This window comes from Massilia sp. 2TAF26, assembly GCF_052115005.1.
Lineage (GTDB): Bacteria > Pseudomonadota > Gammaproteobacteria > Burkholderiales > Burkholderiaceae_D > Telluria.
In genome coordinates this window covers 131,903-145,279 of the sequence record NZ_JBFRFV010000004.1, presented here as the reverse complement: position 1 = coordinate 145,279, position 13,377 = coordinate 131,903, and the positions used below count along the sequence as shown (strand labels likewise).

Here is a 13,377-nt window from a genome sequence, read left to right as displayed (position 1 = left end):
TGGCAACGGGCTCGCATGTCAGGAGGAGGTCAGACGGAGATTCCGGCAGGCAAGGAATGAAGGTCCAGGCGCCGGCCGGCCTTGACGATCTGGCTGGGCAGCTCGTGGCCCAGCAGTTCCTGCAGGCGCCGCGCAGCCTGCAGCAGCAGGGCCAGGTCGACGCCGGTATCGTAGCCCATCAGTTCAAGCGCGTGCACGATTTCCTCGGTGCAGACGTTGCCGGTGGCGCCCGGTGCGTAGGGGCAGCCGCCGATGCCGCCCAGCGACGCGTCGAAGCGCTCGGCGCCGGCATCGATCCCGGCCAGCACATTCGCCAGGCCCATCCCGCGCGTGTTATGGAAGTGCAGGGTCAGCTCGAGACCGGGCCAGCGTTCCCGCACTTTTCCGGTCAGTTCACGCACCTGGGTCGGATAGGCCATGCCGGTGGTATCGCACAGGGTGATGCCCTGCACCTGCAGCTCGTCGACGAAGCGCGCGCACCAGTCCAGTACCGCCTCCTGCGCCACTTCCCCTTCCATCGGGCAGCCGAAGCTGCAGGACAGCGAGATGTTGACGCGTACGCCATGCGCTTGCGCCAGCGCCGCCACGTCCCGCAAGCCGGCGAAGGACTGCGCGCGTGTCATGCGCAGGTTGCTCAGGTTGTGGCTTTCGCTGGCCGACATCACCAGGTTCATCTCGTCGACGCCGGCGGCGATGGCGCGTTCGGCGCCGCGCAGGTTGGGCACCAGGGCGCTGTAGACGACGCCAGGCCGACGGGCGATCCCCTCGAACACCTCGACCGCATCGGCCAGCACCGGCACCGCTTTCGGCGACACGAAGGAACTGGCTTCCAGTTTGGCCAGACCGGTCTTCGAGAGCGCATCGGCCAGTGCGATCTTCTCTAGCGTCGGCACGAAGCGTGTTTCGGCCTGCAGGCCGTCGCGCAGGCCGACTTCCTGGATGTGGATGCGGCGTCCCTTGCCGCTCCACGCATTCATGTTCGCATTCATGCCACCACCTTGCGCTCGCGCAGCGCCGCGATCTGCTCTTCGGTGAGGCCGATCTCGCGCAATACCGCGTCGGTGTCCTCGCCCAGGCGCGGCGCGGCCGAACGCACCGCGCCCGGCGTGCCCATCAGCTTGGGCACGATGCCCGGCACCTCGACCTGGTAGCCCTCGCGCGTCTGCTGGGTCAGGATCATGTCGCGCGCACGGTAATGCGGGTCTTCGGCGATGTCCTGCGCGGTATAGACCTTGCCGGCCGGGACCCGGGCCCCATTCAGGACCTCGAGCACTTCGGCCACGCCGCGGGTCGCGGTCCAGACACCGATGGCGGCGTCGATCTCGGCCACCCTGGCGACGCGGCCGGCATTGTTCGCCAGGTCCGGCGCTTCGGCCAGGTCGGGGCGGCCGATCGCCGCCATCAGGCGCTTGAAGATGCTGTCGCCGTTGCCGGCCACGAGTACGTAGCCGTCATTGCAGCGGTAGGCGTTGGACGGGGCGATGCCCGGCAAGGCGCTGCCCGCCGCCTCGCGCACCGCGCCGAAGGCGCTGTATTCGGGGATCAGGCTTTCCATCACGTTGAACACGGCTTCGTGCAGGGCGACGTCGATCACCTGGCCGCGTCCGCCGTTGACCTTGCGGTGATACAGCGCGGTCAGCACGCCGATGGTGCCGTGCAGGGCGGCCAGGGTGTCGCCGATCGAAATCCCGCAGCGCACCGGCACGCGGCCCGGTTCGCCGGTCAGGTGGCGCAGGCCGCCCATCGCCTCGCCGATCGCGCCGAAGCCCGGCAAGTCGCGGTAGGGACCGGTCTGACCATAGCCGGAAATGCGCAGCATGACCAGGCCCGGATTCAGTTCGGACAGCACATCCCAGCCCATGCCCCAGCTTTCCAGGGTGCCGGGGCGGAAGTTCTCGACCAGCACGTCGGCCTCCGCGATCAGCTTGCGCGCGATCTCCTGCCCCTCTTCGCTGCGCAGGTCGAGCGCGAGCGAGCGCTTGTTGCGCGACTGGACCTGCCACCACACCGAGGTCCCGTCCTTCATCATGCGCCAGTTGCGCAGCGGGTCGCCGGCGCCCGGCGCCTCGATCTTGATCACGTCGGCGCCGAATTCCCCCAGCGTCTTGCCGGCGAAGGGCCCGGCGATCAGTTGTCCCATCTCGATCACGCGCACGCCCTTCAGCGCCTGGTCGGAAAAATTCGCGTGGATCATGTTCGATGCCGTCATGTGCTTGCCCCTTCAATGTTCGGATTGTTCGCGCCGGCGCAGCCGCTCGGGCATGCCGAAGGCCAGGATGGCCGCGCACACCAGGCTCAGGCCGGCGATCGCATACAGCGCCGGCGTGGTGCTGCCGGTGACGTCCTTGATGCGCCCGACCATCACCGGGCTGACGATGCCGCCCAGCTGGCCCAGCGTGTTGATCAGTGCGATGCCGCCCGCGGCGCCGGCGCCGCTCACCAGCTTGGGCGGCAAGGCCCAGAACGCCGGGATCGACGCTACCACGCCGGCGCCCATCACGGCCAGCGCCGCCAGCAGCAGGGCCGGCTGGTGGTCGAACAGGCCGGCGCAGCAGAAGCCGGCGGCGCCCAGCAGCACCAGGCCGATCACGAATTTTCGGCGCTCGCCGCTGGCGTCCGAGATCCGGCCGACCAGCACCATCGCGATCGCGCCGCACAGGTAGGGCACGGCGGTGAGCAGGCCGATCATGGTCGGGTTGATGGTGCCGGCGCTGCGGATCATGTGCGGCGCCCAGAAATTCAGGCCGTAGGAACTCACCTGGATCAGAAAGTAGACCAGGCCCAGGGTCAGGAAACCGGGCGTCTTGAGCGCGCCCAGCAGCGAATGGCTGCCGATCTGGCGGTTCTGCTCGGCGATGCGCGCGGCCAGCAGGCTGCGCTCCTGGGGAGTGAGCCATTGCGCATCCTCGATCCTGTCCTTCAGCGACAGGAACACGACGGCGCCCAGCGCCACGCACGGCAGGCCGCCCACCAAAAACAGCCAATGCCAGCCGGCCATGCCCAGTGCGCCGTCCATGTGGCCCAGCACCAGGCCGGCGGCAGGCGCGCCGACCAGGCCGGAAAAGGCCGAGGCCAGGAACAGCATCGAGGTGATGCGGCCGCGGTAGGCGGCCGGGAACCACAGCGTCAGGAAATACAGCACGCCAGGCGCGAAGCCGGCCTCCATGGCGCCGATGAGGAAGCGCAGCACATAGAACTGCCACTCGGTCTGTACCAGCGCCATCAGGGCGGTGGCGATGCCCCAGGACACCATGATGCGGGCGATCCAGCGGCGCGCCCCGACCTTGTACAGCATCATGTTGCTGGGCACCTCGAACAGGACGTAGCCGACCGAGAACAGGCCCGCGCCCAGGCCGTAGGCGGTGTCGGACAGCGACAGGCTGTTCTGCAGCGCGAACTTGGCGAAACTGATGTTGATGCGGTCGAAGAAGGCGAAGAGATAGCAGACCATGATCAGCGGCATGATGCGCCATGCCACTTTTGCCACGATCTGCGCTTCGCCCGGAACGGCCACGGAGGCCGCACCGGCGGGGGCGGACAGGATTTTGCTCATGATGTCTCCGGATAGGGTGTCGTCGAATGACCCGGCGCGCTCATGCGGGATGGCGCGCTTTTGGTGTTGTGGGTCGATTCTGGCACTCCGGGTCCGGATGGCGGAATGACCAAGACGGGAACCCGGCTTTCGCGTTTCGCGAAAGCTCGAGCACTCAGCGTCCGGGCTGGGGCGCAGCGGCGAGGTGCTCGACCAGCATCCGCGCATGGCGCGGCAGGGTCTCCAGGTCGCGCACGCCAATCAAGAGCTGGCGCCGCGCCCATGCGTCCTGGAGCGGGATCTGGCGCAGGTTCAGCGAACGCACCAGCGCCCGCACCGCGTCCGCCGGCAGCACCGCCACGCCCAGCCCGGCGGCCACCATCTGGCACATGGCGTCGAAGCTGCGCACCTGGATCCGCAACTTGAGGCGCTGGCCCATGGCCTCGGTCTCGGCCTGCAGGCGCTGCGCCAGCGAGGTGCCCTGCGACAGGCTGACGAAGTCGAATTCGGCGGCTTCCTCGAAACGCAGCGAGCGCCGCCGCGCCAGCGCATGCCCGCTTGGTGCCACCAGCACCAGCCGGTCCTCCCGGTAGGGCATCAGCTGCAGGCCGAGGGCCGGGGTGCGGTCGGCAAAGATGCCGATATCGGCCCTGCCCTCGAGCACGCCGAGCACGATCTCGCCACTGTTGAGTTCCGCCAGTTCGATGCGGATCGCCGGCGTGGCGCGCGCAAAGGCGGCGATGTCGGCCGGCAGGAACTGGGTGATGGCCGAGGTATTCGCCCACAGGCGCGCCACGCCGACGATGCCGTTCGCGTGGTCGCGCAGCTCGGCCGCCAGCAAGTTGACGTCGCCGAGGATGCGCAGGGCATGGCGGGCCAGCGCCTCGCCGGCGGCGGTCATGGTGATACCGCGCGAATGCCGCTCCAGCAGCCCCGCGCCGACCGCCGCCTCGAGGTCGGAAATGCGCTTGCTGGCCGCCCCGACCGCCAGGTTGGCCAACTGCGCGCCCTTGCTGATGCTGCCGGAGCGCACCACGTGCATGAACAGGGAAAGCGAGACGAGATCGAGGCGGTGCAGGTTCATGCCGACATGCTACACTGAACGCATGTTCAATCGATCCTTCCACCACGGAGTGTGTTACCGCAGGCCATAGAAGCCTGCCGATTGCATTGTCATATCCACAGATTCCATGGCCACAGCGAGAACCGTCTCCTGTGGCCTTTTTCATTTCCGGAGACCCGATGACACTCAAGCTGTACGACACCTGGGAGCGGCGCCTGCGTCCTTTCGCCCCCCTCGAACCCGGCCGCGCCGGCCTGTACGCCTGCGGCCCGACGGTCTACGACCATGCCCACATCGGCAACCTGCGCACCTACCTGTTCGGCGACCTGCTCCGCCGCGTGCTGCAGCTGAACGGCATCGAGGTGAGGCACGTCGTCAACATCACCGACGTCGGCCACCTGACCTCGGACGCGGACCTGGGCGAGGACAAGATGGAAAAGGGCAGCCGGCGCACCGGCCGCAGCGCCTGGGACATCGCCGCCTTCTACACGGATGCCTTCCAGCGCGACCTGGAGCGCCTGCGCATCCTGCCGCCGACCGTCTGGGCGCGCGCCACCGACCACATCCCCGAGCAGATCGCCTTCATCCTGGACATCGAGCGGGCCGGCTTTACCTACCGTACCGCCGATGGCATCTATTTCGACACGACACGCCTGGAACGCTATGGTCACCTGGCCCGGCTCGACATCGCCGGACTGCAGGCAGGCCACCGCGTCGATCCGGGCGACAAGCGCTCGCCCACCGATTTCGCGCTGTGGAAGTTCAGCGGCGCCGAACAAAGGCAGATGGAATGGGACAGCCCCTGGGGCCGCGGCTTCCCCGGCTGGCACATCGAGTGCTCGGCGATGTCGACGCGCTACCTTGGCGCCCTGTTCGACATCCACATCGGCGGCGAAGACCACGTGCCGGTCCACCATTCGAACGAAATCGCCCAGCACGAGGCCTGCCACGGCCACCCGCCGGCGCGCTACTGGCTGCACGGCGCGTTTTTGCGGCTGCAAGACAGCGACAAGATGTCGAAGTCGGACGGCAGCTTCATCCGTCTCGATTCGCTGGTCGAGCGCGGCTTCGATCCCTTGGCCTATCGCTATCTTGCCCTGACCGCGCATTACCGCTCGAAGCTGGTGTTTTCGTGGACGGCGCTGGAGGCGGCGCAGACGGCGCTCGGGCGGCTGCGGCGGGCGTATGTCGAACTGCCTTCCGGTGGCGTGGCCGATCCCGCTTATCGCGAGCGCATGCTGGCTGAGCTGAACGACGACCTGAATACGCCGAGGGCACTGGCACTGGCATGGGAGGTATTGAAATCCGGGCTGCCGGGTGCGGTGCAGAAAGCGACGCTGGGCTGGCTGGACGAAGTGCTCGGGTTGGGATTGGATACCTGGCGGCCCGAGACGCACGCCGTGCCGGACGCGGTGCTGGCGCTGGTCGAAGCGCGCCGGCAAGCACGCCTCGATAAGCGCTGGGCCGATGCCGACGCCTTGCGGACCGCGATCGAGGACCAGGGTTTCGTTGTGCGCGACACGGCCGAGGGTTCCGTCGCGGCGCCGAAAACGGCCACTCTCCCGGTTACCGATTGATACGCCTCTTACAGACTCGCCGGCAGGATCTGCGGGCGCCGGATGACATACTGTACGTACGGATGCGCACAGAACTGTCCAGCTCAGCGCGCTAGCATTCGTCATCGATAGAACGGGAGGAAAATATGAAAATCGCACACCGACACATCGTCCGCATTGCCGCCGTGCTGGCCTTGACCGCCGCGTCCACCGGCGCATTCGCCCAGAGCGCCGAATACCGCCGCGGCTACGACGACGGTTACGCAGCAGGCCAGCGCGACGCCCGCAACGGTCCGGACGTCGCGGACGGTTCGATGTCCTGGGGACGCCTGCACATCGAGGAGGCCGAGTATGGCGTGCGCGACGCAAGCTGCAACGCGCGTCGCAGCGTGCGCGACCAGGTCGAGCGCAATCGCGGCTTCGTCATCGCCAACGACCAGTTGTGCGGCGACCCGGCGCCGAACCAGAGGAAGCGCCTGCGCGTGATCTACCGTTGCGGCGACAGCGCACCGGCACGCGCCTACGCAAACCAAGGCGAAAGACTGCGCCTGAGCTGCAGCCGCTGAAGCCCCGCCGCTGAAGCCCATAGGCAGGGCTGCGGCGAAGCGGGCCGGCCTCGGCTTCAGGTTGATCCCAGGCGCGTAAAACCGTCGGCGCTCCAGTCTTCGCTGCCGACGCCGTGGTGCACACAAAACAGTCCTTCGGGATCGTATGCCGATTTTATGGCCCGCAATCTCGGATAGTTCTCGCCCCAATACTCGCGTTGCCAGTCGAGGTTGAAGTAGTTGCTTTCCGAAACATAGGAACCCGAATGCGGCGCGATCCTGCGCAGTTCGGCGGCGGCCCGGTCGATGTCGCGGGCGTTCCTGCGGGCCGCCGCCAGGTCGATGGCGGGCCGCGCATAGCCCGGATAGGCGGGCGGCCTTTCTCCTTCGGCGATGATGAGCAGGGTGAATGCATCGGCCACCGCGGGATTGGTCGCGGTCTGCCGGGCCGCGGTACGGACCTCGGCCGGCGCGCCCGCCAGGCCCTTGCCGATGTGCAGCCGCAGCATCTGGTGGCGGCTCGCCGCGAACAGCGCGTCCGCGAGCGCCTGCCGTCGTTCCGCCTGCAACAGGGCCGCCGGCAGCCACAGCGAATCGTAACCGTGCAGGAAGACGCCAACCTCGCCCTGGTCGCCCTTCCCCCACACATGATGCCGCGGCGCGCCATCGCGCATGTCCCGCGAATAGGTTGATGCGCGCTTGGCCGGGTCCCACCAGCTGCGTGCCTCCCAGGCCCAGGCGCCGGGCGAGACGAGCTCGTAATCCCGCGGCGCCGCCCCGATCCAGTCGAAGAAGGGTTGCCATGCATCCCGCGTCTGCTCGGGACTCAGGCCCTGGCTGACCATGTCGATTTCCAGCACGTTGTCCGGCCTGAAGTGCACGTGTTCGCCCCAGTGCGGATTGAACAGGGTCTCGCGGTAGAAGTCGATGAAGCGGGCGATCAGGCGCGCGAAGGCGTCGTTCGAACGCGCCCTCACCTCGCCCCAGGCGCCGCCGAAGAAGCGCGGCAGTTCGTGGGTGCGCAGGGTGACCCGGGTGACCACGCCGAAGGTCCCGCCACCGCCGCCCTTGAGCGCCCAGAACAGGTCGGGATCCTTGCACGCGTTGACGACACGCACGCGGCCGTCGGCGGTGACGATTTCGGCTTCGAGCAGGCTGGAGGCCGCCGTGCCGAAGCCTTTCGAGAACGCATTGAAGCCGCCGCTCTGCACCAGCCCGGCCACGCCCACCGTGGTGCAGCTGCCGCCCTGGACGTAGCGGCCGCTTTCCGTCGTCACGGCGTGATACAGATCCATCCACATGGCGCCGGCGCCCGCGCTGACCGCCGGGACGGGGGCGGTATGGCCCGCACAGCCCTCGGCGACGAAGGCATCGTGCAGCGTGACCTGGTTCATCGCACGCGTCCAGATCAGTAGGGAATCGGGCGCGTTCGAGGTCCCCAGGTAGCTGTGGCCGCCGCCCTTGACCGCCAGGCGCAGCCGGTTCTTGCGCGCGAAGACGACGCCGGCGGCGACGTCCCCGGCATGGCGCGCTGCGATCGCATACGCGCTCGGCGCCGGCGTCCAGGCATCTAACCAGCCCGAGTTCTCGGTGCCGCCGGGCTGGTCGCCGATCCAGTAGGGGTTGCCGATGTTCTTGTGCGCATCGAGGCAGGCGGCGCCGTCCGGATCGGCCACGCAGCCTTGAAACAGCGCGTGAGCCTTGATCAGGTTGCCGCCTACGGCCTCGTTGAGCCTGGCCCAGCTGGCGGCGTTCGGCCATGCGGCGTCCAGGGGCCGTACGCGCCGATAGACGGCCTTGGCCGGCGCGCCGCCCGCCGATGCAGCGCTCAGGGTCGGCAGCGTCCCGGCGGCGGCCACTGCCAGCGACGACAGGAAATCTCTTCGTTTCAAGGGTGCCTCGCATTCGGATGGCGAATGCCGGCAAGCTTAGCGAAGGGATGTCCTCGGCGACAAAGCAATTGTGGCGAAGCGGGCGCCGCCTGGGGTGAACCGGATCCGGTTCACCGCGAGGATACGCTCAGTCGAACTTGCTGAAATCCGGCTTGCGCTTCTCGAAGAAGGCCGTGAACGCCTCCTTCGCCTCGGCGCCCACCAGCATCGCGCTGAAGCGCTCGTTCTCGGCCGCGATGGTGTCCTTGACCAGCGCCGCGCGCGAACGCTTCATCAGCGCCTTGGTGGTGCGGATCGAGGCGGCCGGCAGCTTGACCAGCTTGGCGGCCTGGCCCTGGGCGAAGGCCAGCAGCTCGCCAGACGGCAGCACTTTCGCGACGATGCCCATTTCGAGGGCTTCCTGGGCCAGGAAGGCTTCGCCCAGCATCAGCTTCTCGGCGGCGCGGGTGTAGCCGGCCGCTTGCTGGACCAGCAGCGACGATGCGAATTCCGGGCACAGGCCCAACTGGCTGAAGGGCATCGAGAACTTGGCGGTGTCGGCGGCATAGACCAGGTCGCAGTGCATCAGCATGGTGGTGCCGATGCCGACGGCGGCGCCGCTGACTGCCGCGATTACCGGCTTGCTGCAGCCTTCCAGCGCCTGCATGAACTGGAAGACCGGGCGGGTTTCGGTCATCGCGCCTTCGCCGACGTTGTTGAGGAAGTCGTCGAGGTCGTTACCGGCGGTGAAGATCTCGGGCTTGCCGGTGATGAGGACGACGCGGATCTGCGCGTCGGTCTCGGCGGCGCGCAGGGCTTCGGCCATGGCGGTGTACATGGCGCCGGTGATGGCGTTCTTGCGCTCCGGGCGGTTGAATTCGATGGTCAGGATGCCGTTGGCGGTGGTGGTCTGGATGTCCATTCAGGAGGTCTCCGGTATTGTTTGTTCGCGTATTGCGCGGGCACGGCGTGCCCACCCTACGAAAAAAGGGTGGGGACGGTTTTCCGTGCCCACCCTCCTCGACTTGCTGCGTGTGGATTACACGCGCTCGATGATACCCGCAGCGCCCATGCCGGCGCCGACGCACATGGTGACCATGCCGTACTTCAGCTTGTTGCGGCGCAGGGCGTGGACCACGGTGGCGGCGCGGATGGCGCCGGTCGCGCCCAGCGGGTGGCCGAGGGCGATCGCGCCGCCCATCGGGTTGACCTTGCTGGTGTCCAGGTTCAGGTCGCGGATCACGGCCAGCGCCTGGGCGGCGAAGGCTTCGTTCAGCTCGATCCAGTCCAGCTGGTCCTGGGTGATGCCTGCCGCCGCCAGGGCGGCCGGGATGGCGACCTTCGGGCCGATGCCCATGATCTCCGGCGGCACGCCGCGCACGGCAAAGGACGAGAACTTGGCCAGCGGCGTCAGGTTGTGCTCTTTCAGGATCTTCTCGCTGACGACGATCAGCGCACCGGCGCCGTCCGACATCTGCGACGAGGTCGCAGCGGTGACCGAGCCCTTGGCGGCGAACACCGGCTTCAGCTTGGCCATGCCTTCCATGCTGGCGTCGGCGCGCGGGCCTTCGTCCAGGTCGACGGTGCGGCGCTTGACGGTGATCTCGCCGGTCGCCAGGTTCGGCGTGCGGGTCACGATCTCGACCGGGGTGATCTCGTCCTTGAAGAAGCCTGCCTGCTGGGCGGCGATGGCCTTGCGGTGCGATTCCAGGCCGAAGGCGTCCTGGTCTTCGCGGCTCACCTTCCACTGCGCGGCGACCTTCTCGGCGGTCAGGCCCATGCCGTAGGCCAGGCCGACGTTCTCGTCGTCGAACACGCGCATATTGATCGACGGGTGGTGGCCCATCATCGGCACCATCGACATCGATTCGACGCCGCCGGCGATCATGACGTCGGCTTCACCGACGCGGATGCGGTCCGCAGCCATCGCCAGGGCGGTGATGCCCGAGGCGCAGTAGCGGTTGACGGTGACGCCGCCGACGGTGTTCGGCAGGCCGGCCATGACGACGGCCTGGCGCGCCACGTTGAAGCCCTGTTCCGCTTCCGGGAAGGAGCAGCCGACGATGGCGTCGACGATCAGGGCCGGGTCCAGGTTCGGCACGGCGGCCATGGCGCCCTTGATCGCGGCGATCAGCAGGTCGTCCGGACGGGTCTTGTTGAAGAAGCCGCGCGGCGCCTTGCCGATCGGGGTGCGGGTCGCTGCGACGATGTATGCGTCTTGAAGTTGTTTGCTCATGTCATTAAGTCCTTATGTCCGCTGACTAGGTTACGCACCGCTTAGTTCCGTACTGGTTTACCGGTCTGCATCATGCCCATGATGCGTTCCTGGGTCTTCGGATTGTTCAGCAGCGAGATGAAGGCTTTGCGCTCCATGTCCAGCAGCCACTGCTCGGAGACGTAGCTGCCCTGGTCGATGTCGCCGCCGGTGACGATCTCGGCGATGGTGTCGCCCAGGTGGTAGTCATAGGCCGAGATGAAGCCACCGTCGCGCATGTTGACCAGCTGGCCGCGGATGGTCGCCCAGCCGTAGCGGCCGGTGACCGGGACCGGGCGACGCAGCGGTGCACGGTAGCCGGCGTCGAACATCGAGCGCGCGGTGACTTTCGCCACGTGCAGCAGTTCGTAGGGGTTGAAGACGATGACGTCGTCTTCCTTCAGGTAGCCCATGGCCTTCGCTTCGAGGGCGGATTTCGATACCTGCGCGGTGGCCGCGTTGGTGAAGCCGGTCTTCAGGAATTGCAGGATGTCGTTGCCCTTGGCTTCGTTGGCGGCGCGTACAGCCGCTTCCTTCAGGCCGCCGCCGGCCGGCACCAGGCCGACGCCGACTTCGACCAGGCCGATATAGGACTCGATCGAGGCCACGCGCTTCGACGCGTGCAGCGCCATCTCGCAGCCGCCGCCCAGGGCCAGGCCGCTTACTGCCGCCACCACCGGGATGTTCGAATACTTTATGGCCATGAAGGTGTCCTGCAGCTCGCGCACGATCGGCTCCATCGCCTTCGCGCCGCCGGTCATGAAGGCCGGCAGGGCCGATTGCAGGTCGGCGCCGGCCGAGAAGGCGCCGCCTTCGGCTGCGTCGGTATTCCAGATCACCAGGCCCTTGTAGCCCTTCTCGGCCTCTTCCAGGCCGCGCTTGATGCCCTTGATGACGCCGTCGCCGATCACGTGCATCTTGGTCTTCAGCGAGATCACCAGCACTTCATCGTCCGAGTGCCACAGGCGTACCGAGTCGTCCTCGAACACGGTGGTGCCGGCAGTCTTCGGATCGACCGTGGTGCTGCCGACGACCGGCGCGCGGAATTGCTGGCGCTGGTAGACCGGCAGGTCCGATACCGGCACATAGGCGTTCTTCGAGACCGAGTAGGAACCCTCGGCGGTGTGCACGCCTTTCTCCGACACCGGGGCGCTGAACACCCAGGCCGGGAGCGGTGCGTTCGACAGGGCCTTGCCGGCCTCAATGTCTTCCTTCACCCACTGGGCGATGGTGTTCCAGCCGGCGGCCTGCCAGGTCTCGAACGGGCCGACACTCCAGCCGAAGCCCCAGCGCATCGCGAAGTCGACGTCGCGCGCGTTGTCGGCAATCGACTCCAGGTGGAAGGCGATGTAGTGGAAGGCGTCGCGGAAGATCGCCCACAGGAACTGCGCCTGCGGGTTAGTCGATTCGCGCATCGCCTTGAATTTCTTGACCGGGTCCTTCTCTTTCAGGATGCGCGCGACGATGTCGGCCGCCTTGGCGCCGCTCGGCACGTATTCGCCGGTGGCGAAGTCCAGGCGCATGATGTCCTTGCCGACCTTTTTATAGAAGCCGGCGCCGGCCTTCTGGCCCAGCGCGCCCTTCTCGATCAGCTTGGACAGCACGGCCGGGGTCTGGTAGACGCTGAAGAAAGGATCGTCCTTCAGGTTGTCCTGCATGGTCTTGATCACGTGGCCCATGGTGTCCAGGCCGACCACGTCCGCGGTGCGGAAGGTGCCCGACTTGGCGCGCCCCAATTTTGCGCCGGTCAGGTCGTCGACCACGTCCACCGACAGGCCGAACTTCTCGGCTTCATGGATGGTGGCCAGCATGCCGAAGATGCCGACGCGGTTGGCGATGAAGTTCGGGGTGTCCTTGGCGCGCACCACGCCCTTGCCCAGGGTCGAGGTCAGGAAGGTTTCGAGCTGGTCGAGGATTGCCAAGCGGGTGGCCGCGGTCGGGATCAGCTCGACCAGGTGCATGTAGCGCGGCGGGTTGAAGAAGTGGACGCCGCAGAAGCGCGCCTTCAGGTTGTCGTCGAAGCCTTCGGCCAGCTTCTCGATCGACAGGCCCGAGGTGTTCGAGGCGAAGATGGCGTTAGCGCCGATGTGCGGCGCGACTTTTTTATACAGGTCGTGCTTCCAGTCCATGCGCTCGGCGATGGCTTCGATGATCAGGTCGCAGCCGGCCAGCACGTCGAGGTTGTCCTCATAGTTGGCGACTTCGATCAGGGCCGCGTCTTCCTTGTTGCCCAGCGGAGCCGGCGACAGTTTTTTCAGGTTCTCGATGGCCTTCAGGACGATGCCGTTTTTATTTCCCTCTTTTGCCGGCAGGTCGAACAGCACGACCGGGACCTTGGCGTTGACGCAGTGCGCGGCAATCTGCGCGCCCATCACGCCGGCGCCCAGCACGGCGACTTTCTTGACGATGAAATTAGTCATCTCTCGTAATCCTTAGTTAGCGTCGTTCCCGCGAAGGCGGGAACCCAAGTTCGTCGATCTGCAGGCAAACTTGGGTCCCCACCTGCGCGGGGACGACGGGTCTATGTAGCGGGTGTACGCGTTGGTACGTGATGGT

The 13,377-nt window shown here is 67.0% G+C and carries 10 protein-coding genes; 2 read left to right on the top strand and 8 right to left on the bottom strand.

What is annotated here, in order from left to right; translation table 11 throughout:
* Positions 1–29: 29 nt before the first annotated feature.
* The 4 genes from AB4Z32_RS05835 to AB4Z32_RS05820 all read right to left on the bottom strand — a co-directional run bounded on the left by AB4Z32_RS05835 (position 30) and on the right by AB4Z32_RS05820 (position 4,616).
* Positions 30–989 carry a hydroxymethylglutaryl-CoA lyase gene (locus tag AB4Z32_RS05835; RefSeq protein WP_441934976.1) on the bottom strand — a complete coding sequence of 320 codons (960 nt, stop codon included), beginning with the start codon at positions 987–989 and terminating at the stop codon, positions 30–32.
* On the bottom strand, positions 986–2,209 hold the full coding sequence (locus AB4Z32_RS05830; RefSeq protein ID WP_441934975.1) for a CaiB/BaiF CoA transferase family protein: 1,224 nt from the start codon (positions 2,207–2,209) through the stop codon (positions 986–988). Before AB4Z32_RS05830 ends, AB4Z32_RS05835 begins: the two co-directional genes overlap by 4 nt.
* A 12-nt stretch (positions 2,210–2,221) precedes the next feature.
* A complete protein-coding gene (locus AB4Z32_RS05825; RefSeq protein ID WP_441934974.1) occupies positions 2,222–3,553 on the bottom strand; it encodes an MFS transporter in 1,332 nt (443 codons plus the stop codon).
* A 154-nt stretch (positions 3,554–3,707) separates the two neighbouring features.
* Positions 3,708–4,616, bottom strand: coding sequence for a LysR family transcriptional regulator (locus tag AB4Z32_RS05820; protein ID WP_441934973.1), 909 nt, complete (start codon positions 4,614–4,616; stop codon positions 3,708–3,710).
* Between the two features lie 158 nt (positions 4,617–4,774).
* Here AB4Z32_RS05820 and cysS point away from each other — a divergent pair, with 158 nt between their 5' ends.
* Both cysS and AB4Z32_RS05810 read left to right on the top strand, forming a co-directional pair.
* Positions 4,775–6,172 (top strand): cysteine--tRNA ligase, encoded by a 1,398-nt coding sequence (gene cysS / locus AB4Z32_RS05815; RefSeq protein WP_441934972.1) that lies wholly within the window; start codon positions 4,775–4,777, stop codon positions 6,170–6,172.
* Positions 6,173–6,297: 125 nt separating this feature from the next.
* On the top strand, positions 6,298–6,717 hold the full coding sequence (locus AB4Z32_RS05810; RefSeq protein WP_441934971.1) for a hypothetical protein: 420 nt from the start codon (positions 6,298–6,300) through the stop codon (positions 6,715–6,717).
* Between the two features lie 56 nt (positions 6,718–6,773).
* Here AB4Z32_RS05810 and AB4Z32_RS05805 read toward each other — a convergent pair whose 3' ends face one another.
* The 4 genes from AB4Z32_RS05805 to AB4Z32_RS05790 all read right to left on the bottom strand — a co-directional run bounded on the left by AB4Z32_RS05805 (position 6,774) and on the right by AB4Z32_RS05790 (position 13,241).
* The gene (locus AB4Z32_RS05805; protein WP_441934970.1) at positions 6,774–8,588 is read right to left on the bottom strand and encodes an FAD-dependent oxidoreductase; all 1,815 of its coding nucleotides are present in this window, start codon (positions 8,586–8,588) and stop codon (positions 6,774–6,776) included.
* A gap of 127 nt (positions 8,589–8,715) precedes the next feature.
* On the bottom strand, positions 8,716–9,489 hold the full coding sequence (locus AB4Z32_RS05800; protein ID WP_441934969.1) for an enoyl-CoA hydratase: 774 nt from the start codon (positions 9,487–9,489) through the stop codon (positions 8,716–8,718).
* A 117-nt stretch (positions 9,490–9,606) separates the two neighbouring features.
* A complete protein-coding gene (locus AB4Z32_RS05795) occupies positions 9,607–10,803 on the bottom strand; it encodes an acetyl-CoA C-acyltransferase (protein WP_441934968.1) in 1,197 nt (398 codons plus the stop codon).
* 41 nt (positions 10,804–10,844) lie between these two features.
* Positions 10,845–13,241 (bottom strand): 3-hydroxyacyl-CoA dehydrogenase/enoyl-CoA hydratase family protein, encoded by a 2,397-nt coding sequence (locus AB4Z32_RS05790; RefSeq protein WP_441934967.1) that lies wholly within the window; start codon positions 13,239–13,241, stop codon positions 10,845–10,847.
* Positions 13,242–13,377 lie beyond the last annotated feature (136 nt).

Coding starts and splice junctions, on each gene's coding strand:
- AB4Z32_RS05835 (WP_441934976.1), bottom strand. CDS start 989: ATGAATGCGAACATGAATGCGTGGAGCGGCAAGGGACGCCGCATCCAC.
- AB4Z32_RS05830 (WP_441934975.1), bottom strand. CDS start 2,209: ATGACGGCATCGAACATGATCCACGCGAATTTTTCCGACCAGGCGCTG.
- AB4Z32_RS05825 (WP_441934974.1), bottom strand. CDS start 3,553: ATGAGCAAAATCCTGTCCGCCCCCGCCGGTGCGGCCTCCGTGGCCGTT.
- AB4Z32_RS05820 (WP_441934973.1), bottom strand. CDS start 4,616: ATGAACCTGCACCGCCTCGATCTCGTCTCGCTTTCCCTGTTCATGCAC.
- cysS (WP_441934972.1), top strand. CDS start 4,775: ATGACACTCAAGCTGTACGACACCTGGGAGCGGCGCCTGCGTCCTTTC.
- AB4Z32_RS05810 (WP_441934971.1), top strand. CDS start 6,298: ATGAAAATCGCACACCGACACATCGTCCGCATTGCCGCCGTGCTGGCC.
- AB4Z32_RS05800 (WP_441934969.1), bottom strand. CDS start 9,489: ATGGACATCCAGACCACCACCGCCAACGGCATCCTGACCATCGAATTC.
- AB4Z32_RS05795 (WP_441934968.1), bottom strand. CDS start 10,803: ATGAGCAAACAACTTCAAGACGCATACATCGTCGCAGCGACCCGCACC.
- AB4Z32_RS05790 (WP_441934967.1), bottom strand. CDS start 13,241: ATGACTAATTTCATCGTCAAGAAAGTCGCCGTGCTGGGCGCCGGCGTG.